At 45.9% G+C, this 20,470-nt stretch carries 20 protein-coding genes; 18 read left to right on the top strand and 2 right to left on the bottom strand.

The genetic code is table 11. The annotated features are described in order from the left end of the window. Nucleotides 1–373: 373 nt before the first annotated feature. On the bottom strand, nt 374–634 hold the full coding sequence (locus tag NEJAP_RS07440; RefSeq protein ID WP_201350013.1) for a hypothetical protein: 261 nt from the start codon (nt 632–634) through the stop codon (nt 374–376). A 246-nt stretch (nt 635–880) separates the two neighbouring features. After that, on the bottom strand, nt 881–1,015 hold the full coding sequence (locus NEJAP_RS19435) for a hypothetical protein (RefSeq protein ID WP_268927839.1): 135 nt from the start codon (nt 1,013–1,015) through the stop codon (nt 881–883). A 519-nt stretch (nt 1,016–1,534) separates the two neighbouring features. On the opposite strand from NEJAP_RS19435, the gene NEJAP_RS07445 reads away from it, so the two are divergent. The 18 genes from NEJAP_RS07445 (at nt 1,535) to NEJAP_RS07530 (ending at nt 20,469) form a co-directional block, all read left to right on the top strand. Then, nucleotides 1,535–2,521, top strand: coding sequence for an alpha/beta hydrolase (locus NEJAP_RS07445; RefSeq protein WP_201350014.1), 987 nt, complete (start codon nt 1,535–1,537; stop codon nt 2,519–2,521). Nucleotides 2,522–2,553: 32 nt separating this feature from the next. Beyond that, nucleotides 2,554–3,921, top strand: a complete 1,368-nt coding sequence (locus NEJAP_RS07450) for a sigma-54 interaction domain-containing protein (RefSeq protein WP_201350015.1) — start codon at nt 2,554–2,556, stop codon at nt 3,919–3,921. Between the two features lie 332 nt (nt 3,922–4,253). Beyond that, entirely contained in the window at nt 4,254–4,523 is a 270-nt protein-coding gene (locus tag NEJAP_RS07455) for a hypothetical protein (protein ID WP_201350016.1), read from the top strand. A gap of 27 nt (nt 4,524–4,550) precedes the next feature. After that, nucleotides 4,551–6,443: a phage tail sheath C-terminal domain-containing protein gene (locus NEJAP_RS07460; RefSeq protein WP_201350017.1), complete on the top strand. Its 1,893-nt coding sequence runs from the start codon at nt 4,551–4,553 to the stop codon at nt 6,441–6,443. Nucleotides 6,444–6,454: 11 nt separating this feature from the next. Beyond that, nucleotides 6,455–6,985: a phage tail protein gene (locus tag NEJAP_RS07465; protein WP_201350018.1), complete on the top strand. Its 531-nt coding sequence runs from the start codon at nt 6,455–6,457 to the stop codon at nt 6,983–6,985. Between the two features lie 6 nt (nt 6,986–6,991). After that, nucleotides 6,992–7,729, top strand: a complete 738-nt coding sequence (locus tag NEJAP_RS07470; RefSeq protein WP_201350019.1) for a hypothetical protein — start codon at nt 6,992–6,994, stop codon at nt 7,727–7,729. Continuing rightward, nucleotides 7,729–8,649: a hypothetical protein gene (locus tag NEJAP_RS07475; RefSeq protein WP_201350020.1), complete on the top strand. Its 921-nt coding sequence runs from the start codon at nt 7,729–7,731 to the stop codon at nt 8,647–8,649. The genes NEJAP_RS07470 and NEJAP_RS07475 overlap by 1 nt, the downstream gene beginning before the upstream one ends. Continuing rightward, complete coding sequence (locus NEJAP_RS07480) at nt 8,646–9,851, top strand: DUF4255 domain-containing protein (RefSeq protein ID WP_201350021.1); 1,206 nt, start codon at nt 8,646–8,648, stop codon at nt 9,849–9,851. The genes NEJAP_RS07475 and NEJAP_RS07480 overlap by 4 nt, the downstream gene beginning before the upstream one ends. Continuing rightward, nucleotides 9,848–11,926, top strand: a complete 2,079-nt coding sequence (locus NEJAP_RS07485) for an ATP-binding protein (protein WP_201350022.1) — start codon at nt 9,848–9,850, stop codon at nt 11,924–11,926. The genes NEJAP_RS07480 and NEJAP_RS07485 overlap by 4 nt, the downstream gene beginning before the upstream one ends. Then, a complete protein-coding gene (locus NEJAP_RS07490; protein WP_201350023.1) occupies nt 11,923–12,192 on the top strand; it encodes a hypothetical protein in 270 nt (89 codons plus the stop codon). The genes NEJAP_RS07485 and NEJAP_RS07490 overlap by 4 nt, the downstream gene beginning before the upstream one ends. Next, nucleotides 12,189–13,154 carry a DUF4157 domain-containing protein gene (locus NEJAP_RS07495; protein WP_201350024.1) on the top strand — a complete coding sequence of 322 codons (966 nt, stop codon included), beginning with the start codon at nt 12,189–12,191 and terminating at the stop codon, nt 13,152–13,154. The genes NEJAP_RS07490 and NEJAP_RS07495 overlap by 4 nt, the downstream gene beginning before the upstream one ends. 28 nt (nt 13,155–13,182) lie before the next feature. After that, the gene (locus tag NEJAP_RS07500; protein WP_201350025.1) at nt 13,183–14,889 is read left to right on the top strand and encodes an eCIS core domain-containing protein; all 1,707 of its coding nucleotides are present in this window, start codon (nt 13,183–13,185) and stop codon (nt 14,887–14,889) included. A 92-nt stretch (nt 14,890–14,981) separates the two neighbouring features. Continuing rightward, entirely contained in the window at nt 14,982–17,480 is a 2,499-nt protein-coding gene (locus NEJAP_RS07505) for a proprotein convertase P-domain-containing protein (protein ID WP_236591101.1), read from the top strand. Nucleotides 17,481–17,493: 13 nt separating this feature from the next. After that, complete coding sequence (locus tag NEJAP_RS07510) at nt 17,494–18,150, top strand: hypothetical protein (RefSeq protein WP_201350027.1); 657 nt, start codon at nt 17,494–17,496, stop codon at nt 18,148–18,150. Next, the gene (locus NEJAP_RS07515) at nt 18,147–18,509 is read left to right on the top strand and encodes a hypothetical protein (protein ID WP_201350028.1); all 363 of its coding nucleotides are present in this window, start codon (nt 18,147–18,149) and stop codon (nt 18,507–18,509) included. The genes NEJAP_RS07510 and NEJAP_RS07515 overlap by 4 nt, the downstream gene beginning before the upstream one ends. Then, on the top strand, nt 18,502–19,641 hold the full coding sequence (locus tag NEJAP_RS07520; protein ID WP_201350029.1) for a hypothetical protein: 1,140 nt from the start codon (nt 18,502–18,504) through the stop codon (nt 19,639–19,641). The genes NEJAP_RS07515 and NEJAP_RS07520 overlap by 8 nt, the downstream gene beginning before the upstream one ends. Then, entirely contained in the window at nt 19,638–20,147 is a 510-nt protein-coding gene (locus NEJAP_RS07525) for a phage baseplate assembly protein V (RefSeq protein ID WP_201350030.1), read from the top strand. Before NEJAP_RS07520 ends, NEJAP_RS07525 begins: the two co-directional genes overlap by 4 nt. Before the next feature lies 1 nt (nt 20,148). After that, nucleotides 20,149–20,469: a hypothetical protein gene (locus tag NEJAP_RS07530; RefSeq protein WP_201350031.1), complete on the top strand. Its 321-nt coding sequence runs from the start codon at nt 20,149–20,151 to the stop codon at nt 20,467–20,469. The last annotated feature ends 1 nt before the right edge of the window (nt 20,470 follow it).

The following is a 20,470-nucleotide window of genomic DNA, read 5'->3' on the forward strand; positions in this document are numbered from 1 at the left end:
TTAACTCATTATTGGCAGGGTGTGGCTGTATGACAGCACCATCTCATTGGCAAGGTTCAACACTGATGCAATGGGCACTTTGCCGCTGTAACTGAATACATTAGTAGGTATTGACCAATCTGGTGCGCTTCAGTTGAGTGTAAAGCCTGTACCAAATAGCTCGTTAGTGGCGATTTGTGCGGCGGTTGATCTGCGGGCTTCGGTATGTGTCTTTTGTACGCTATAGGGTAATGAGAGCAACTTGGTTTTACTGTAGGCATGTTACCTAAACGGGGTGGGTAGTTTGGGATATGCTGACATCCTTAATTGGTTGGGTAAATCCCTAGAGCAATAGTGGCAGTGTCAGCAATCTGTAAAGCTTGGTGTTAAACAGTTAGAAGAAAGGATTCAGGGGTTGTTGAATGAAAAGCAAAGATAGCTCTGAATACTCAATATTGCATCTTTGTCGGAAGAGAGTTAGTTCATGTTGGGTCGGGTTTTTATGATCTTCGAAGTGTTCGGATAAATCAAAATCATCATAACCTCGCATTAGCCATTTTAACGTCTTGGCTTTGTGGTTAACGCTGAGCATTTGGCCCTGAGGGTTATAGCGTACGTAGTGTGTATTATCGTCTGAGGTGATTACTTTAAACATATTGCCTCCGTGCATTATGTTGGTATTTAAGAAACAAGTTTAATTTTAGACTAGTTTTGTTGAAAGTCTCTATTGTGATTTGTGAAGGTTATGCCTTTTTAATGGCTATAAGGTTTGTATCTAAAGCATGCCAAATACTGCGTTACAGTTCGGCGGTATGATGGCTTGGGTCGATCGAATTGTTGGCTATGGAGCGGGCCGCTTGAGCGAGGTTGTAGCATTTGCCCAAGCGGTGAATCGATATTCTTATTTATCTATTTTAACTGAGCTACCTTCACCAAACCATTTTTCGGCTAGTGCTTTGGCTGCTTTTAAGCTCATTTCTTTAGAGTGGATATCGCCAACAGGGCGTCCATCTTTATTAAATATTTTGTAACTCATCTCATAGCTCCAAGCTTTTATTTTTTCCGTTCATATTAAATGTAGTCTATTTTTTGACAGTATTATGGATTTTAGTTCGTTTCTTTGTGTTTTCTTTATGTTTACAAGATAAAAGCTTAGAGAAACATCGAGTTATCATGTTTTTTTGTAAGCGGTAAATAGCATGTTTAGGAATGGCGTTAGAACTCGTTGATTATACTTTAGTTGTAAAAATCGAACGTTTGCTTGAATTGGAGTGCAGTGCCGAGCAATCTGGTCTACAAGATTTGGTGTTAGCAGTTGAAGTTAATGCAGCAAAGATAATGTGCATGCTTGTTATCAGCTAAGGCAAATACTGTCTTATCTTCATTAATCCCTTCTTTATACATGAGTGTATTGTCATTCTTATTTTACGTAAGTTCGGCATACAGCATGCGCATCTGATAATTATAATAAATTGAACTGAGACGCGTAACGATACCGCGGCAAGGCTATTCACGGTTCGTTACTACCTAGAGGCTTCTCAGTTTAGGAGGCGGGATGCTATTTATTACGAATCGATTTCCCAAACAAAATATAGAAACTGAAATTGGCCGTATTTTTGACTTTGATCTTGAAAATAATGCGTCGAGTAATTCGGTGTTTTTCTGTGAGCGTACGGGCAAAAAAGAATACACTGAGATTGGCAGTATTGATTTTTTAACGCGTCTTAAAGAATCCAAATATCGTCAGGTTCTTATCTACATTCATGGTTTTTCTAATCTCCCCGAAGATGTTTTTGCTGGTGCACAGGAGTTCCGTGATCTGTGCGAGAAGCAAAAAAAGAAAGAAGTTTTGGTCATTCCGTTGATCTGGCCTTGTGATAATGATCTTGGCGTTGTTCAGGATTATTGGGATGACCAGAAAGCGGCTGATCAAAGTGGCTTTCCTTTTGCCCGCGTACTAGAGAAGTTCTTAGCATGGCGTAATGATGAAAAGCTAAACCCTAGTGATAACCCTTGCCTCAAACGCATTAACGTTTTGGCACACTCTATGGGTAACCGAGTCCTTCGCGAAACCCTATCGGTATGGAAGAAGTATGACCTTCCCCAAGGTGTGCCGCTCATTTTTAGAAATACCTTTTTAGTGGCAGCGGATGTGGTTAATGAAACACTACACGAAGGTGAAAAAGGCGAGGTGATTTGCCATGCTTCGCGTAATGTTATTGTTTATCACGCCTCTGATGACCTCGCGTTACGTGCCAGTAAAATATCTAACTTAAAAAACAAAATAGCTTCACGAAGGTTAGGGCATACCGGCCCCGAAAAAATTGATGAAACTCCGCAAAATGTCTATTCGGTAGATTGTGACGATGTCAACAACAGTTACGATAGACCTAAAGGCCACTCGTACTTTAGATCAGGCAGTAACAAAGGCTCACCGGGTAAAGTGTTCAAGCACATATTTGCGTGCTTGTTATCAGGGCGGGTGTTTCCTGATGATGAAGATCGCCGCACATCGATTATAAATTCAAAGAAAAAAAGCTGACTTTAATTCGCACCTTCTAAAGGAGAATAGAAGTGGATACGGGTCTGATAACAGTTGTACCTTTTTCGACACCAGAGCGTTTTAGTGAGTTAAAAGTGGCGTTAGATACCTTGCCATATAATATCAATGTTATATGGCCAGAGGATTGGGCGCGCTTAACTCAAGCAGAGCTGGGCAGTGCGCTTGTGGTATTCATTTCTGAAGAGCAGGCATCAAATCTTGAGTTATGCCAGTATTTTGATGAACTGGGAGGCCTTCCTAAATTATGTATTTTGGATGGCATTAGTGGCTTTAAACAGCGACGTATTATTGATCGCTGCCATGATGTGATGACATGGCCATGTAGCGCCGAAGAGATTAGTTATCGCTTTTGCCGGATGCTGGAAAACAACACTCAATCTGTAGGGGAGAAGTCTCTGGATGCCGAGCTTAAACAAGCTTTTATTCAGATGAACTTTATTGGTGAGTCTCCGGTTTTTTCACAAGCACTCTCGCGTATTCAAAAGGCTGCTAAGTATGATGTGTCTGTTTTGTTAATGGGTGAAACAGGCACAGGTAAAGAGCTAGCTGCCCGTGCTATACATTATATGGGAGGGCGTAATGCACAGCCTTTTATCCCAGTTAATTGTGGTGCATTGCCAGAAGAGATCTTTGAAAATGAGTTGTTTGGCCATTCACAGGGCGCTTATACGGATGCTAAAAAGAACCAGTTAGGGTTGGTCGCTCAGGCAGAAGGAGGGACGCTGTTCTTAGATGAGATCGACTCACTGTCTTTAAAATCTCAAGTAGCGTTGTTGCGTTTTTTACAAGATCATCAATATAGACCATTAGGCTCACAAGGTTATGTGAAAGCTAATGTGCGCTTGCTTGCAGCAACCAATGCCGATTTGGCTGAATTGGCACAAGCCGGTACTTTTAGGGAAGATCTATTTTATCGTCTCAATATTATGCAAGTCACCATGCCAGCTTTACGTGAACGTACTGATGATCTTCCTCTTTTAACGGACCACCTCATAAAGCGTTTTATGCTAGAACACGGCGGTGAAGATAAGCATTTATCTGCGGGTTGTTATGCATGGATGCGTCAGTATTTGTGGCCAGGTAATGTGCGTGAGTTGGAGAATGTTTTACTGCGAGCCTTTCTTGAAACAGAAGGTTCAGCAATTTTGTTATCGCCACCCGCACAATGGATTGAGGAAAATGAAAGCATTAATATTTCCGGTGTTAATTGGGATGTGGATTACAACCAAGCTAAAAGCCTTGTTGTCGGCGCGTTCGAAAAAAATTACTTAATGCATGTACTTTCAAAAGCCGATGGCAATGTCTCACGAGCCGCTAGGCTTGCCGGTAAAGAGCGGCGCTCGTTAGGTAAGTTAATCAAAAAGCATGGTCTCAGGTAGTTTTCTGCTCCTTCATTTTTTTATCTAGCGTTTATTTATCCCTAAGCATGGCGATATACCTCTCTGGGTTAAAAACAACCCACCTACACACGCTGTAACCCATGGCGTTATAAAACAACCCCACTTCATACAAACATATGTATTAACTAAAGAATTCTTCAACCGTTAAATGCTAGCGCTTATCGCGCATAAGTTAACCGGGTTCCTTTTGCCCCACCTAAAACAACTGGTAATTATTAATTCATTAAAAATCAATACTTTATGTTTTGGTATGTATCTTGAATTGATTAAAAGAGTATCAACCTTGCTGTAACGAATATGAGTAGGCAGGCATGCAAAACAACCACAGTGATGAGATCGAAATAATGCGCATCGCCAGTGAAATTAGACGCTACCTGGGTAATCACCCACAAGGGGTAGACACGATTGATGGCATTACAAAGTGGTGGTTGCCACAGCAGCGTATTGAAGAGTCATCTCTGTTAGTACAACAAGCGTTGGACTATCTGGTTTCAGAATCTCGTATAGAGCGCATAACTAGCTTAGACGGTAAGTACTTGTATTTTGACTCAAATTCAGTACATGGCGAGCAAAAACATTAATGCAATCAAAGGTAGAGGAGTAAGGACATGCCAGTTTCTCTCACATACCCCGGTGTTTATATTGAAGAGATCCCTAGCGGTGTGCGCACTATTGCGGGAGTCGCAACATCGATTACTGCCTTTGTTGGCTATACAAGTAAAGGCCCGCTAGATAAGGCTACGTTTATTAGTAGTTTTTCCGATTTTGAACGAAACCACGGTGGCTTACATCGAGATAGCCCACTCTCTTATGCGGTTCGGCAATTTTTTTCTAACGGTGGGAGTCAGGCTTATGTGGTGCGTGTTGCTTCAGGGCAAGCGGCCGCACGCTGGCAAATGAATGATGGCGCAGGCCCAGTGTTGGATGTTGTCGCATCGAGCTCTGGCGCGTGGGGTAATGATCTACGAATGAGTGTTGAGCATATCGGTACACGTAATCCTGATGCTGATTTTAATTTAGTGGTATCTCAAGTTGTGCTTTCAGGGGGCGTGCCTCAAACGGTAGTACTTGAAACACACCGTAACCTTAATCTTAATCCCAACTCGCCCAATTACGCGGTGGCAACGGTGAATGCTGAGTCTGCGTCGATTCAAGTAACGCAATCACCGTTAGTCTTTGCTGCTTCGGGGGTTGCTGTTAGTCAGGCTATTACGTTTCCTTTGGTACTAACTAATAATCTATTGTCAGGGGCAGTGGATGGAAGCGAGGCATTCTCGCTAATACTTACATCCAATCATGCTGATATCGGTGCATTAATAACAGATGTTAACTCAGCCATTACAACAGCGGGGCTTGCTACAAGAATGGTGGCTGTTGAGTCTGGCCTTGATGGTGATGTAACCGGCAACGGCAGCTTACGGATAGGGTCTTTGGCGGTAAATGAGTCATCTTCAGTGGGTGTGGCCGTCGGTGATTCAGGAGGTTTAGCGTCGGTTATTGGCTTAGGTTTGGCCAGTGGCGGTCGTGAATTCACAGGTGATGCAGAGCATCGGCCGAACGTAGTTAGTGATCTGTTGCCGTTGAGTGTGGGCAATGATGGAAGTAAAGGCGGTGCACTTGAGCTTATCGGTAGCCCAGCGGCTAAAAGCGGGATATATGCATTGCTTGATGTTGACCTCTTTAACCTATTGTCGATTCCTGAAAGCCGAGACTTGCCACCGGTTCAGGCTGATCCATTAATCCAGGCAGGAATAAAGCTCTGCGAAGATGAGCGAGCTTTCTATATCGTTGACCCTCCAAGTGGCCAGATATTAACGAACATAGGTAGTTGGGCAAATGGTGTTTCTCAATCGCGCAATGCGGCGGTGTATTTCCCAGCTGTGCTGGTCTCTGATCCACTTGATAACTTTAGGGCGCGTGCTATGGCTCCTTCAGGTTCTGTGGCAGGCGTCTTTGCGCGAACCGATAGCACGCGAGGTATTTGGAAAGCACCCGCAGGAACGGATGCAACCATAAATGGCGTGGCGGCTATTAGTCCTACGATGAATGATATTGAAAATGGCCAGTTGAATATTCTGGGTGTGAATGCACTTAGAACATTTCCGACCTATGGGAAAGTGATTTGGGGATCACGAACGATGAAAGGTGCAGACGCGCAGGCTGATGAGTATAAGTATGTTCCAGTGCGCCGTTTAGTGCTGTTTTTAGAAGAGAGCTTATATCGCGGTACCCAATGGGTCGTGTTTGAGCCTAACGATGAGCCATTGTGGTCTCAAATTCGGCTGAACCTTGGTGCATTTATGCAGAACCTTTTCCGCCAAGGGGCTTTTCAGGGAATGACACCGCGGCAGGCTTACTTTGTTAAGTGCGATAAAGAAACCACCACTCAGAATGATATTGACCGAGGTATTGTCAATATAGTGGTCGGCTTTGCCCCACTGAAACCTGCTGAATTTGTCATTATTAAATTCCAGCAGATCGCTGGCGAACTTGAGGTTTGAAGGAGTAAATCATGGCTCAGTTTAGTGTTAATCCACAACGATTTGATCCCTACAAGAACTTCAAGTTTCGTGTGAGATGGGATGGCAAATATGTCGCAGGCATCAGCAAAGTAGGTGCGCTTAAGCGCACCAATGAACCGATCACTCATCGAGAAGGGGGAGACCCAAGCACCGAACGTAAGTCGCCGGGACAAACAAAATTTGAAGCAATCACGCTAGAGCGAGGCGTTACTCACGACAAAGAGTTTGAGCAGTGGGCCAATAAAGTATGGAACTTTGGCTCAGGTTTAGGCGCGGAGGTATCACTCAAAGATTTTCGTAAAGATATCGTTATCGAGATGTATAACGAAGCGGGGCAGTTGGCCATCGCGTACAAGGTGTTCCGTTGTTGGGTATCTGAGTACCAAGCCTTACCCGAACTGGATGCCAGCGGTAGCGCTGTTGCGATTCAGTCCTTGAAGTTAGAAAACGAAGGTTGGGAGCGTGACTATGATGTGTCTGAGCCTGTTGAACCTGAATTTACAGAGCCTGCAGCTGGGTAATGGCTGATGAAATCTCTAAACGCAGACGAGCTGCTTAATGTATGGGAGCAAGGGTTGAACCAGCCTTTGTTGCAACGTGCCTTAATGTTGTTGGCTGCTGCGTTTCCAGAAATAAAATCAGACAGTCTAGCAAAGTTGAGCATCGGGCAGCGCGACCTACTACTGATGCAGTTACGCGAGCGTTTGTTTGGGCAGTTACTGTTAAATAGGTCGGCATGCCCTGAATGCGATGAACAACTGGAGTGGCAAAATAACCTGTCTGACTTCATGGTTCCTAATGGTAAACACGCCAGTGATCAACACTTTGAGCTTGAGAAAGATGCGTATCAACTGCAGTTCCGCTTACCCAATAGTTTGGATATTGCGGCGGTTGTAAACAGCAAGAGTGCATTATCAACACAGCAGCAATTGTTATCTCATTGTGTATTAGAGGTGAAACGTGAAGGCTCTGATTATGAACCTGATCATTTACCGGAGACGATTGTTCAAGCTCTGATGGGGCGTATTGAGCAGTTAGATCCTCAAGCTGATATCCGCATTAATCTGGCATGCCCTGAGTGCTCTCATGAATGGACGGTATTGTTTGATATTGCCTGCTTTCTCTGGGAAGAGGTTAACGGCTGGGCTGAGCGTACGCTGCAAACCGTTTATAAATTGGCGGTGGGATATGGCTGGAGTGAGCAAGAGATCTTGAGTCTTAGTCCTGTTCGCCGGCAACTCTATCTAGGGATGATGGGGGCATAATGGATTTTATTCAAAGCTTAATGACGCGCAACCAAACCGATAATGCTCAGACACATACGCTGTCTGGTAATAGGCTTATCGTGCAACCGCGACAGCCATTAAGGTTTGAAGAAAAAAGCTTAAAAGAAACTGCTCAGGTGCCTGTACAAGAGCATGACTCGCCACATATAAGGAGTGAGTTATCCGCAAACATGCGGCCACAAGAGCAAAGCAGCCTTGAGCCAAATAAAACAGTCCCTGTACATAATCTCTCTAGTCTAGAAACAATTAAAAAAATCCCTGAGCTTAATTTATACAGTGCTGATGTTAAGACTAACTCTTTGGAGAAAAACCAAGAGCCGCTTTTTAATAACTCAATTGAATCTTCTTTTTCTAAAGGTTCGTTTGATGGGCCATTTTCTGCACCATTTATTCGCAATAATGGAAAAACAAAACCAGTATCGCAAGAGAAACCATTATCAGAAGAGAAGCAGCCGCCGCTGATCGTTGATCATGCTCTTAATCAACGTATTCAAACCGTCCTTCAGAGCTTAAGTACAAACACACATACCGTCACAAATATAAGTACGGACGATCAATTACCTCTACGTGAGCCAGTTAAGCTTGCTAGCCAGCCAGCTAGTTCTGTATTGGGCAAGCCTGATGTTAAACGGCAAGCACTCAGCGAGCAGAATATATCGACTGGAGAATTACAAACACCAGACTGGTTGGCAGAGCTGCGCTCTGGGTTACAGCAGCGCTGGCAGGCACAGAATCAAGTTGCAAATGTTGAACCGGTGATCAATGTCACCATTGGGCGTGTTGACGTACGTGCCGTAACAGAGAGTACAGCCCCACAGGTTAATACGAGTAAAAAGCCAGTGAGTACCATGACACTGGAAAGTTATTTAGAGCAGCGTGATCGCCGGAGGCAGGGATGAGTAGCCCCGCCGCATTAGCCACTGTCACTGCAACGCTAAAAAGCTTGTTGCATGGGCTCGTTGATAATGAAGCTAAAATCACGACGCAGCCTCCTAGCAAAGCGCGTAGCGGTGATGACGAACAGATCAATGTTTTTCTGTACGGCACACACGTTAACACTGCTTTCAATAATGCACCACTTCCCGGTACGAGCCGAAATGGAGAGAGTGCGTATCCGCCAATGCCATTAACACTGAAGTATCTTATAACTGCTTACGGTGCTAATGATGATGATATTTCTGGCCAGCAGTTAATGGGGCAGTTAATGAGTCTTTTACATGATCATCCAATTTTAGGCCCGACAGATATCATTGGCATCATGCCGGACTCGAACCTACACCATCAGACAGAGCGCATTCGCATTACCGCTGATGGCTTGTCACTAGATGAGATGTCTAAATTATGGGCAAGCTTTCAGTCGGCAGAATATAGGTTGTCGGTAGGATATGAGGTGTCGTTAGTGCTGATCGAAAGTGCGCGCCCATCCTCAACACCTTTACCGGTACTCATCCGTGGAGAAGCTGATAAAGGTGTCATCGCTCAGCCTAGTCTTATTCCACCGTATCCAGCTATTACAGAAATAGAGTTGCTTAGTCAGAACGAAAGCGCTGTGTTGGGGGACGGGTTACTACTGAAAGGGCACAACTTGGTTGGCGCCAGTATTGTGCGCTTTAATCACCAGAACCTTGCCAACCCTATTGAGATAGCGGCTCTAGCGGGTGGAACCAACACACAATTGCGTGTTGATATTCCTAATGCTCCTGCAGGTTGGCAGGTAGGGGTTTATGCAGTCGAGGCTGTTATTAATAAGGTGGGTGGGCAGAGTGTAACGAATATATACCCACTGACGATTGCACCTCAGATATTGTCAATTGCTCCCCCTAACCCCGTAGCGCGTAATAGTGTGGGTGCGGTGGCATTAACATTGATTTGTAGCCCGAATATCTTGCCACAACAGCGTGCAAGCTTACTATTAGGTGATAAAGAAGTGCTCTCGCAAGCACACTCAGCCTCGACCAATACATTGAACTTTATCATTGAAAGTGCAGCGCTGGGTACTCGTCATGTTCGCTTACGTATCGATGGTATCGATAGCTTATTGGTCAATAAAAGTGAAACGCCTCCTGTTTTTGACGCTGCAATGGAGGTGGTTATCGTATGAAACAACATCCGGACTGGGTCAGCACCAATGAGCAATATCTATCAGCCATGTTGATATGGTTGCGCTTGGTATTACAGCAAGTCATACATAAAACTGAACCTGAAATTGAGCCCCAAATTCAATCATGGGGTTCTTGGTTTAGCCGCAGAAAAGCGACACAAACAACGGTTCGTCATGATCATGCACCCAAAGATGAAGAGGTAGATAAGGCCCGTAAAGCTATGGAGGCGCTGGAAGAAAACGACCCTCCTCCTGCCATGGTGTTGTTATCACAAGCCCTTGGTTTGTCGAGGTTTGATACTCAGGTGCTCGCGCTATGCACGGCGATGGAACTCGACACCCGCATTGGTGAATTGTGCGCTAAAGCACAGAACGACCGCAACAAAACTCACCCGACATTTGCCTTAGCATTTACGCTTTTTGATGACCCAGATTGGAATGTATTAACCCCTCAAGCGCCGTTGCGGTATTGGCGGTTACTGGAAATTAACCAACCAGGTACACAGCCTTTAACGACCGCAGCATTAGGCGCTGACGAGCGTATTGTTAATTATATTAAAGGGCTAAGCTATCTTGATGACCGCTTGTCTCCTTTGTTGGACTCAATGGATTCTCAGTTGAATGCAGACTACGCGTTACCCCTTTCTCAACAGCAACAAGTCGATAAGGTGGTTGCTGTATTGCAAGCAAGTTTTGGCAGCCAAAAAATACCTGTTATTGAGTTGTTAGGGCATGACTCTGCCAGTAAACGCTTAGTGGCTGAGAGTGTCTCATCTGCTCTAGATGTGAATCTCTTTTCTATTAATTTGCAATCACTCCCCAGTAATAATGGTGATTTTGAAACCTTTAGGCGCCTTTGGGAGAGAGAGTCTTATTTAATGCCGCTTGCTTTATATCTCTATGTGTCTAATAGCAGTGATTCTGAAAAGCATTTACTTCAACGTTTTTTGGAACATAACAAAGGGATTACTTTTGTCAGTATTGAGGGAAGTAGGGGGGTAGGGTTTGAACGGCACGTCTCAATTGATATCAGTAAGCCAACGGCCCAAGAACAGCAGCAACTGTGGAGTAATGCATTGCAGCAATCTAACAGCGGGCATTCTCAACGTTTGGCAGAGCAGTTCTCTTTTTCACAGCATGATATTTACTCTTTGGCACATACCGCTTTGCAACGATGTAAAGAGAGTGAAACCGCTTTAAATGGCGAACTATGGGGCGTCTGTCGTGTTTCTGCTCGTGCCGGTATGGAAAAGTTAGCACAACGAATTGATAGTAAAGCTACCTGGAATCAATTGGTCTTGCCGCAGGAGCAAACAGAGTTGCTTCGGCAAATTGTGGGGCAAGTGGCGTATCGCAATCATGTTTATGAAGGGTGGGGTTTTCGTGAGCAAATGAATCGTGGCTTAGGCATTAATGCTTTATTTGTCGGCGAAAGCGGAACCGGGAAAACCATGGCCGCTGAAGTGATAGCAAATGAGCTTGAGCTTGATCTGTATCGGGTTGATCTCTCGTCGGTAGTGAGCAAGTACATTGGAGAAACGGAAAAGAATCTTCGCAAGTTGTTTGATGCGGCAGAAGATAGCGGTGCCATTTTATTTGTTGATGAAGCTGACGCACTGTTTGGTAAGCGTACTGAGGTAAAAGATAGTCATGACCGTTATGCCAATATTGAAATCAATTACCTTCTACAGCGTATGGAGTCCTATCGAGGTCTCGCTATTCTCGCAAGCAATATGCGAAGTGCATTGGATAAAGCGTTTGTAAGGCGCTTGCGTTTTATTGTCGATTTTCCATTTCCCGCTATTGAGCAACGCGCAGACATATGGAAGAGGGTGTTTCCAGCACAAACTCCCATTGATGGAACACTCGATTATCAGCATCTTGCTAAATTGAGCCTGACGGGTGGGAATATACATAACGTAGCCATTAATGCTGCATTTTTAGCCGCTCAACAAAACACTCAAATCAGTATGCCACTAGTTCTGAGTGCCGCACGCAGTGAATACAAAAAACTGGAACGCCCTGCTAAAGAGTCAGATTTTTGGTGGGATGAACCGGAAGGGACGGTCGCATGAGTATTAATTTGCATATCGAGACGCTGGTGTTGAATGGAATTGATGTTCAGGCGCACCAGACACAAGCGCTCAATACCGCCTTGGTGCTTGCACTGAAGGCCAAACTACAGGAGCAGCGAGTGTCTCAAAGGAGCGCAACAACATTACTGCCCTTCATATCCAACCCATATGTTAAAACCCATCCTATTTTCATTAACAGCAGCCAAAGTGCCAGAGATGTTGGTGAAAAAATTGGTAATGCGGTGTATTGGGGGATCAGACAATGACAATGTTATATGTGCCTCAAATTAAAAAAATTGATCGATCAACGGCGTTATTATCAAGACATATTTTGCAACGTAAGTGCGCTTGTGGTCAGCATAAGAGCGTGAGCAGCCCATGCGAAGCATGTAGCAAAAAAAATGCCCAAGCTAATGAGGTTCCTGCTTCGGTATACGATGAGCTGCAATTAGCTGGACAGCCGTTAGATTCTACAACGCGCTCTTTTATGGAGCAGCACCTAACACAAGCATTAGTGAATGCGCCGATAAGCTCAACTCAAAGAGGCGTTGCTGCAAGTAGTCTGAGCCTAGGTGCAGTGGATAGTCTTTATGAAAGAGAAGCCGATCAAGTGGCAGATGCTTTACCTTCAAGCCCTCTTCATTTTTCATCAGTACGTGAGCAAATAAAACCATACACACAACTAGATCTTTCTAGCGTGCGCATTCATACCGGTTCTAAAGCCGCTGAATCAAGCAATGCTATTAATGCTCGAGCTTACACCGTTGGTAGTGATGTAGTTTTTGGTGCTAATCAGTATTCGCCTAATACACTCTCCGGTCGTCACTTGTTAGCGCATGAGTTAACACATGTAGTCCAGCAATCGGCTAATGGTCAGGTATCCCGGGTTATTCAGCGGGCTGGATGTGCAGGGCGAAATGGTCGCAATTGTAATGGCGCTAGATGCACCACGCCTGCCGGCCGTAGAGGCATGTGCCAATGGGGTGGTATGAAATTTGGCTGTAATTGTAGGGATCAGTCCGGTGATGCACCCACTCCTGTGAATTTGCCTTATTGGATAAGCGTGTTATTGGGCGCTGCGGCTACAGCAGCGGTAATTGCTTGTTTTGCTTCAGGCGCATGTGAGTTTGGGCTGATTGTTGGTGGCTTAGGAACAGCCGCTGCTGCCGCTGTTATTGCGCTACTCAACGCGGCAGGAGTTAGAGATAGTGGTGAAGGTTCGGCTTAATGAATCAACTTAAGATTGGGAAAAGCTAATGAGTCACGAGCGCATGGACAAAACAAGTAATACGCAGCACCAAGCAGCGCCTCGTTTATTACAACGTAAGTGTGCATGTGGCCAGCATAGTCCAAAAGGTGAGTGTGAAGCGTGCGCTAAGAAAAAATATGCAGTGCAAAGGAAGCTTGTAGTCGGTGCCAGTAATGACCCATTGGAGCAGGAGGCGGACCGGGTCGCGGATCAGGTTTTAACCATGCCACTGCCAACATCAACTGTTGGTTTTCCACGTATACAGAGGTTTTCATTATCGTCAGGTGAGCCGTCAGGTGTGGCGCCAGAGAGTGTAGATCGGGCGCTAGTGAGTCAGGGGCAACCTCTGAATAAAGACCTTCAGCAAGATATGGGGCAACGGTTTGGATATGACTTCTCGGGTGTGCGGGTGCATACCGGTAGTTTGGCTAATCAATCAGCACTGGAGTTGGGTGCTCAAGCCTATACGGTTAAACAGGATATTGTGTTTGCTGCGGGGCGGTTCGCTCCACATACCTCTACAGGGCGACGCCTGCTTGCCCATGAAATGACGCATGTTGTACAGCAGGGGCAGTCGCAACAGAATAGAGCACCGTTAATGCCAATTTCTTCTTTAGATAAAGGCGTTATCAGATTAAAACGTGATCCGGATGTTGCTCAGAAAGGATATTACACATTCAAATTATTAGCAGGAGGAAAAAAAGAGATAGCCGTTCAATTCTACTATCCGGGAAGTGGAAATAAGGTCAAAGTTAAAATGGCTTCATTGCGTAAACCCAAGGTTGTTGAGGATGAATATATTTTGAGTAACCCCGGAAAATTCTCCCCATCGATTAACTACGAAGATGGGGTAACGACGTTTTTTGATTTGACTGGGAATGACCAAAAAAACGTTGAAGCTCATGTGACCATGGATGCGCTTTATAGTGTTGATTTTTTAACTGCGGACTCTAATCCTGCAGATCCTAAGTACCAACGGCACGAGATTACGAATACATTTGCGGTGATGAGTTGGGAAGGTGTTAAAAAAGTTATCAATATTAGTGAAGGTGAGAATCAGCAAGCTTGGGTTATGAGGCCACACCCTCACCCTAACGTGCATTTCATGTATTACAACACCGTGACTCGAGAGGCATTTATACCCTCAGTATTGACCTCAAACAGTAAGTTTAAAGGTGTACGTTCCGGCAAGAATGCTATTAAGAAAAAAGATGTAACGGTTTTGGATTGGGGGGATAGCTGGAACGGGTTCAACGTAGCAGGGGGCATTTTGACATGGGGACAAATTGATGCATCCAGTGTTGAGGGGATGGTCAAATCGATAGAAAGCGAATTAGAAGTGGGTAGTTGTATGGGCTCATTAACCATTATAGGACATGGCTCTCCAGGTAGTATTTCAGTTGGAGACGGTACTGGAAGCGTTGCAGGTAAACATATCAGAGGAGGTGCCCTGGACTCTACATCGGATATTTATGATGCGGGAATGGCAAAACTCCTGGCTAGGTTGACCCCTAGATTTTGTGGTGACGGAAAAGCGGTTTTACGAGGTTGTAATGTTGGAGATGGGAAGCTTGGAGAAAGTTTTAGCCAGTTACTTGCCAATCTTTGGCGGGTCAATGTTAAGGCGCATATAGGAACGGTTAGAGGTGGTGGTTATTGGACTACAGGTAAATGGCAAAGATCATCTCCTGCTGATAAAACGCAAGAGGATTAACGTCGAGAGTGGTTATGTGGTGAGTTTTAATAGTCAGTCGTTCGCATAGAAAATATAAGGATTGATAACAGTTAGCGGTTAGGAGGCATATGATGAATAAGTCAGCTAAAACCTACACCTATCGTGGCGGCCAGAAGGTCGCACTGGAAAAAAGTCCAGACCAAATGGTCGTTAGAGCACTGTCTGCAGGTTTGGATGATGGCGCTATTGCATCATCAGAGCAGGTTTCATCTGCATCAACACGTGTTAATACGAGCGGTGCGGAGCTTGATGCTTTGATGTCACGTAGTCGTATTGTTGCGCCAACCCACCACGCATATTACGAGTCTGATTCGGGCGCTGAGTTTTTAATCACGGACCGCATTTTCGTTACTTTCAAACAAGCACTCTCAGATCAACAAATTGATGATTTTGCTGGCCGTTACGGTTTGGTAAAAACGGCTAGTTATAGCGATCGTGATTACCTGTTTCAGTTAACCAACCATACGGGGATGAATCCGGTTAAGTTGGTTGTGAAACTGACAGAAGAAGAGCCCTTACTTGAAGCCGCTGAGCATGACTTAAATCAGCGAATGAATGCTGAACAATTTTCTCTTCCGACCGACCCCGATTATGCCAGACAGTGGCATTTACATACGCATTTGAATAACGCGGATTTTGATGCGCGTTCTAGTGTTTTATGCGAGAACTCCTGGGGGCTGCTCGATGGATTTGGCAGTGACGAGGTTGTCATTGCTGTATCCGATGATGGTTGCAAGCTGGATCACCACGACTTTGATTCTCCTGATAAGTTTGCATCATGGGGCTATTTTCGTGGATCGCGTTTGGTCACTGCTGTGGATATTGATGCAGACCCTCAACAGATGTACAAAGCCGGGTCTAATCATGGGACATCATGCTGTGGTGTTATCGGTGGTGAGATTGATTCGGTACTTACGGTAGGGGCTGCAGCGAGTTGCCAACTGTTACCGATTCAATGGGAGTCTTCAGGGCCCTCTCTGTTTATAAGTGATTCAAAATTGCTGACAACGCTTAATTATATTGCTGATAAAGCCGATGTGATGTCCAACTCATGGGGCGGTGTGCCGACCAGTGTTTGGGCTTTGCCGGTTATAAATCGGATTAAAGCATTGGCATTAACGGGCGGACGGCGTGGCAAGGGCATTGTATTTCTCTGGGCCGCAGGCAATGAAAACTGTTTGATTAATCATACTGCGAGTCAACCCGTTCCTTATGATCATGGTGTTGAAGTGCAAGGTGGTGCGCTTGTTTGGGTGGGGGTAAGAACCACACGCGTGTTTCGCAATAATTTAGTGGGTATTGCGGGTGTGATGCATATTGCTGCACTGGCGAGTACAGCCAGGCGTAGCCATTACTCAAATTATGGCCCAGGTATTGGTGTGTGCGCACCTTCCAGTAATAGCCATGCCTATTACCGTATGACAGTGAGGGGCTTAGGCATTACCACTACAACAGGTGAGTCAGGCGGTGTAACCCATAGTTTTGGCGGCACATCCAGTGCAACGCCTCTCGTTGCCGGTATCGCTGGTTTGGCAATTTCTGCAAACCCCAGTTTAAGTGCGCTTGAGGTTATTTCCATACTCAAGCAGACAGCGTCTAAAGATCTTGATTTTAGTGGTTATCCACGCACGCCACCGGCTAACTTTGACATGAATACTGATTGGGATGTGTCACCTGTCTCTCCTTTTGATGCCGGTACTTTCATTGATACAGGAGAGCCCGAGGGTAGCTGGAGCCCATGGTTTGGGCATGGGCGTGTGGATGCCAATGCCGTTGTCGCTGAGGCGTTAAGCCGTAATCAACCAGTGGGAGATAAAACCTTCCAAGGTGACTCTACTCCGGACCGAAGTATTCCCGATAATAACGAGAGAGGCATAAAGGATAAAATTGTCTGTGCACGTGAATTTTCATTGGCATCTATCAAGGTCAACGTTGATATAAGCCATACCTATATCGGTGACTTACGCGTCTCCCTAATATCACCCTCAGGCTCGGTTGTACCGTTACATGATCGTACCGGTGGTAGTGGCAATGACCTTCATGTTGAGTTTGATAACACCTCGGCTCCTGGATTATTGGCGTTAATAGGGGAGTCGGTTAAAGGGGAGTGGGCATTGCATGTTCAGGATCTGGCGCTGGTGGACCGTGGTCGATTAAAAGCGTGGTCGTTGGAGGTTAAAGGGCAAGCAGACACCTCAATTGTAGTTGAAGAGAGCCCGGGCGTGATTATTCCCGATAATGTCCAAGGTGGTATTGAGCGCTCTTTAGCTGTTTCTAAAACCGGGCGTCTGGATAGCATCGAAGTTTCACTGGATATCACGCATACCTATGTGGGTGATTTAAAAGTGGAGTTGACCTCCCCGAGCGCTACTTCTGTGTTGCTGCACAACCGTACCGGCGGCTCTGCCAATAATGTGATTAAAATTTATAGCTTATCAAATGCCTCTGCGCTGCAGGTTTTCCAAGGTGAAGCGGTTAAGGGTGCTTGGAAGCTAAGAGTCTCGGATCATGCCGGTGTTGATCAGGGTAAGTTGAATCACTGGGCGTTAAGGATTGTATCAACCACATAGGAGTGATACCTGGATGACGACTTTTCCAAATTCTCCCCGCGTTATTAAAGGCGGCATTGTGTTGGTTGACCCTGCATCTGCGCGGGTACTTCGGGTTATTTCGCTGCAATACAACCCTGGAACACTGACGCGTACTTTTCAGGCGCAACGGATGGGAGATGGAGCCTCCCAATCTGAAGCGTTACGCCTTAAAGGCCCTGCGTCAGAAACACTGAAGTTGGAAGCAGAGATTGATGCTGCTGATCAGTTGGAATTTCCCGAGCAACATCAGTCCGTGGTTGAATTTGGTGTAGCGCCGCAATTGGCGCTCTTGGAAGCCTTGATAAACCCCGCTAGCGCTAGCTTGTTGGCGAATAAGGCATTAGCTAATGCTGGCACGTTGGAAATTGCCTCCATGGAGTCAGCGCTAACGCTGTTTGTGTGGGGAGCCAATCGAATAGTGCCAGTGCAAGTCACTGAGTTTTCAATTACTGAAGAGGCCTTTGACCCTTCTTTGAATCCGTTAAGGGCCAAAGTAAATCTTGGGTTACGTGTGCTAACGATTGATGATTTGGGCTTCGACCACAAAGGTGGTGGTTTATTTATGGCCTACCTTCAGTCGCGTGAGCAGTTAGCGAAGAAGGCCGCAACTTTTGGTTTTGATGCACTAGGGATAGGAGGCATACCATGATTGATCCTGTTAAAGCATTCATGCAAGCGAATGCGCTGAGCACCTCGGCATTTGCACCGGGGAGCCGTTATCACGGTTTGGATACCGCTCAATGGGCACAACCTGATGGTGAGCTGATTACCTATGTTCGGCGGCGCTTTATTCCACCACCAGAGAACTTTGCTACCTTGCAAGAGCATCAAATAGTTGAAGGCGACCGTTTAGATAATCTTGCGGCAAAATACTTGGGGGACCCTCAACAGTATTGGGGTATCTGTGATGCGAATGGTGCGATGCGCCCCGATGAACTGACAGAGACTTTGGGTAAACGTTTGCGTATCACCTTACCTGAAGGAGTACCGGGAGGCGCAGATGTCTAGTGCTGTGCATATGAGCCTGATGATTGGGCCTGTGGTGCCTATTCCTGTGCCCGCCATGATGATTAATGCGCTCGAAGAGGCAACGGTAACAAGCGCTGCTGATTCATCCAGTGGTTTTCAGTTACGTTTTAAGGTTCATAGTAAGTCAGAACTGAACACGATTTTTTTAATTGCGGTAGGGCAAAATACCAGTGTGGGTACACCACCATTGCGTGTAGTGCTGATTGTTACACTCAACGGTAGGCCGCGCCCTTTGTTTGATGGTGTTGTCACCAATGTTGAGGTGCAAGCCGGGCAAAATGGCCAGCCCGGTAGTATCACGGTGACCGGCGATGATTTAACGAAAGTAATGGGGCTAATCGATTTTAGTGGGCTTTCCTATCCTGCCATGCCTATTACCGCCCGAGTTGCACTGATCTGTGCTAAATATGCAGCCTTTGGCATTATTCCATTGCCCATCCCTGCATTGTTTCCCGATGTACCTATTCCGGTAGAGCGGATACCTGCGCATCAAGGCACCGATTTAGAATATTTACAGCAGTTAGCGAGTGAAGTGGGCTATGTGTTCTACATCGAACCTGGAGAAGCCCCGTTAACCAATATCGCCTATTTTGGCCCTGAAATAAAAATCGGGCCACCGCAGCCCGCACTTAACCATGATATGGATGCACACACGAATGTAGAATCACTGAGCTTTAGCTTTGATCCTACTAAAGGTGTTTTGCCGATAGTTTATATCCAAAACCAACTGACGCGTGCACCTATCCCTATTCCAGTCCCCAATATTAATCCACTGCAACCGCCGCTGGGCTTGTTACCTGCCCCCATTGCCAATATCAAAGTGATGAAAGACACCGCAAAAATGAACCCCATGCAAGCACTCTCTAAAGGGCTGGATGAGGCAAAAACATCACAAGATGCGGTGACAGGATCAGGGAGTTTAGATGTACTGCGCTATGGAAATATTCTTAAACCTCGCAAGCTCGTTGGCGTGCGAGGTGTGGGTGTTGCTTATGACGGGCTTTATTACGTAAGAAGTGTGACCAGTACACTTAAACGAGGTGAGTTCAAACAGAGCTTTAGTTTAACGCGTAATGGTTTGATCTCGATTACGCCGAGGGTGCCTGTATGAGTGAAACTTACTTTGGTAAATACCGGGGTGTGGTACTCAATAATATTGACCCTATGCAGCAAGGGCGCTTGCAAATACAGGTACCGGATGTGGCCGGTTTGGTGCCTACCAGTTGGGCGATGCCTTGTGTGCCAATGGCAGGAATTCAAAACGGTATGGTGGCGTTACCCATTATTGGTTCGGGTGTTTGGGTAGAGTTTGAGCAGGGAAACCCGGATTACCCTATCTGGGTGGGATGCTTTTGGGGCAGTACAGCCGAAATTCCTGCACTGGCACTGCTTACCCCTCCAACGACACCGGCAATTACATTTCAAACACCGCTGCAAAATGGCATGACGATATCGGATATGCCAGGGCCAACAGGCGGCATCATGTTGAAGAGCACAACGGGGGCCTCTCTTATTGTGAATGATACGGGTATTTATATTCAGAATGGCAAGGGGGCAGTGATTACGCTGGTCGGCCCCACTGTGACGATTAATAACGGCGCACTTACGGTGATTTGATATGCCAGGACCCCTATTGCATGTAGGCGCAACCGTGTTATGCGCTCACGGAGGTACGGCTACACCAGCAGTGCCGAATCCAAGAGTTACGGTAAGTGGCCAACCCACAGTTATCATGAGTTCACCTTATATGATTGCGGGTTGCCCATTTAATGTGTCAGGAAGCCCAGTACCATGCATCACGGGCCAATGGGTAATGGCAGCGACACGAGTACTCTCTAATGGACAACCGTTACTGCTTATGGATAGCCAGGCCATTTGTGTCCCCAATGGTACACCGCTGATGCCCGTATCAGCACAAACACGTGTGATAGGGAGCTAAC

Origin of the sequence: Neptunomonas japonica JAMM 1380 (genome assembly GCF_016592555.1) — a bacterium.
In the GTDB taxonomy this organism is placed as follows: Bacteria; Pseudomonadota; Gammaproteobacteria; order Pseudomonadales; family Balneatricaceae; genus Neptunomonas; species Neptunomonas japonica_A.

Excerpts from the sequence above, each read along its gene's own strand:
- NEJAP_RS07500 (WP_201350025.1), top strand. The coding sequence starts at position 13,183 with ATGAGTCACGAGCGCATGGACAAAACAAGTAATACGCAGCACCAAGCA.
- NEJAP_RS07530 (WP_201350031.1), top strand. The coding sequence starts at position 20,149 with ATGCCAGGACCCCTATTGCATGTAGGCGCAACCGTGTTATGCGCTCAC.
- NEJAP_RS19435 (WP_268927839.1), bottom strand. The coding sequence starts at position 1,015 with ATGAGTTACAAAATATTTAATAAAGATGGACGCCCTGTTGGCGATATC.
- NEJAP_RS07475 (WP_201350020.1), top strand. The coding sequence starts at position 7,729 with ATGGATTTTATTCAAAGCTTAATGACGCGCAACCAAACCGATAATGCT.
- NEJAP_RS07445 (WP_201350014.1), top strand. The coding sequence starts at position 1,535 with ATGCTATTTATTACGAATCGATTTCCCAAACAAAATATAGAAACTGAA.
- NEJAP_RS07460 (WP_201350017.1), top strand. The coding sequence starts at position 4,551 with ATGCCAGTTTCTCTCACATACCCCGGTGTTTATATTGAAGAGATCCCT.
- NEJAP_RS07510 (WP_201350027.1), top strand. The coding sequence starts at position 17,494 with ATGACGACTTTTCCAAATTCTCCCCGCGTTATTAAAGGCGGCATTGTG.
- NEJAP_RS07470 (WP_201350019.1), top strand. The coding sequence starts at position 6,992 with ATGAAATCTCTAAACGCAGACGAGCTGCTTAATGTATGGGAGCAAGGG.
- NEJAP_RS07520 (WP_201350029.1), top strand. The coding sequence starts at position 18,502 with ATGTCTAGTGCTGTGCATATGAGCCTGATGATTGGGCCTGTGGTGCCT.
- NEJAP_RS07440 (WP_201350013.1), bottom strand. The coding sequence starts at position 634 with ATGTTTAAAGTAATCACCTCAGACGATAATACACACTACGTACGCTAT.
- NEJAP_RS07480 (WP_201350021.1), top strand. The coding sequence starts at position 8,646 with ATGAGTAGCCCCGCCGCATTAGCCACTGTCACTGCAACGCTAAAAAGC.
- NEJAP_RS07505 (WP_236591101.1), top strand. The coding sequence starts at position 14,982 with ATGAATAAGTCAGCTAAAACCTACACCTATCGTGGCGGCCAGAAGGTC.
- NEJAP_RS07490 (WP_201350023.1), top strand. The coding sequence starts at position 11,923 with ATGAGTATTAATTTGCATATCGAGACGCTGGTGTTGAATGGAATTGAT.
- NEJAP_RS07515 (WP_201350028.1), top strand. The coding sequence starts at position 18,147 with ATGATTGATCCTGTTAAAGCATTCATGCAAGCGAATGCGCTGAGCACC.
- NEJAP_RS07485 (WP_201350022.1), top strand. The coding sequence starts at position 9,848 with ATGAAACAACATCCGGACTGGGTCAGCACCAATGAGCAATATCTATCA.
- NEJAP_RS07495 (WP_201350024.1), top strand. The coding sequence starts at position 12,189 with ATGACAATGTTATATGTGCCTCAAATTAAAAAAATTGATCGATCAACG.
- NEJAP_RS07455 (WP_201350016.1), top strand. The coding sequence starts at position 4,254 with ATGCAAAACAACCACAGTGATGAGATCGAAATAATGCGCATCGCCAGT.
- NEJAP_RS07465 (WP_201350018.1), top strand. The coding sequence starts at position 6,455 with ATGGCTCAGTTTAGTGTTAATCCACAACGATTTGATCCCTACAAGAAC.
- NEJAP_RS07525 (WP_201350030.1), top strand. The coding sequence starts at position 19,638 with ATGAGTGAAACTTACTTTGGTAAATACCGGGGTGTGGTACTCAATAAT.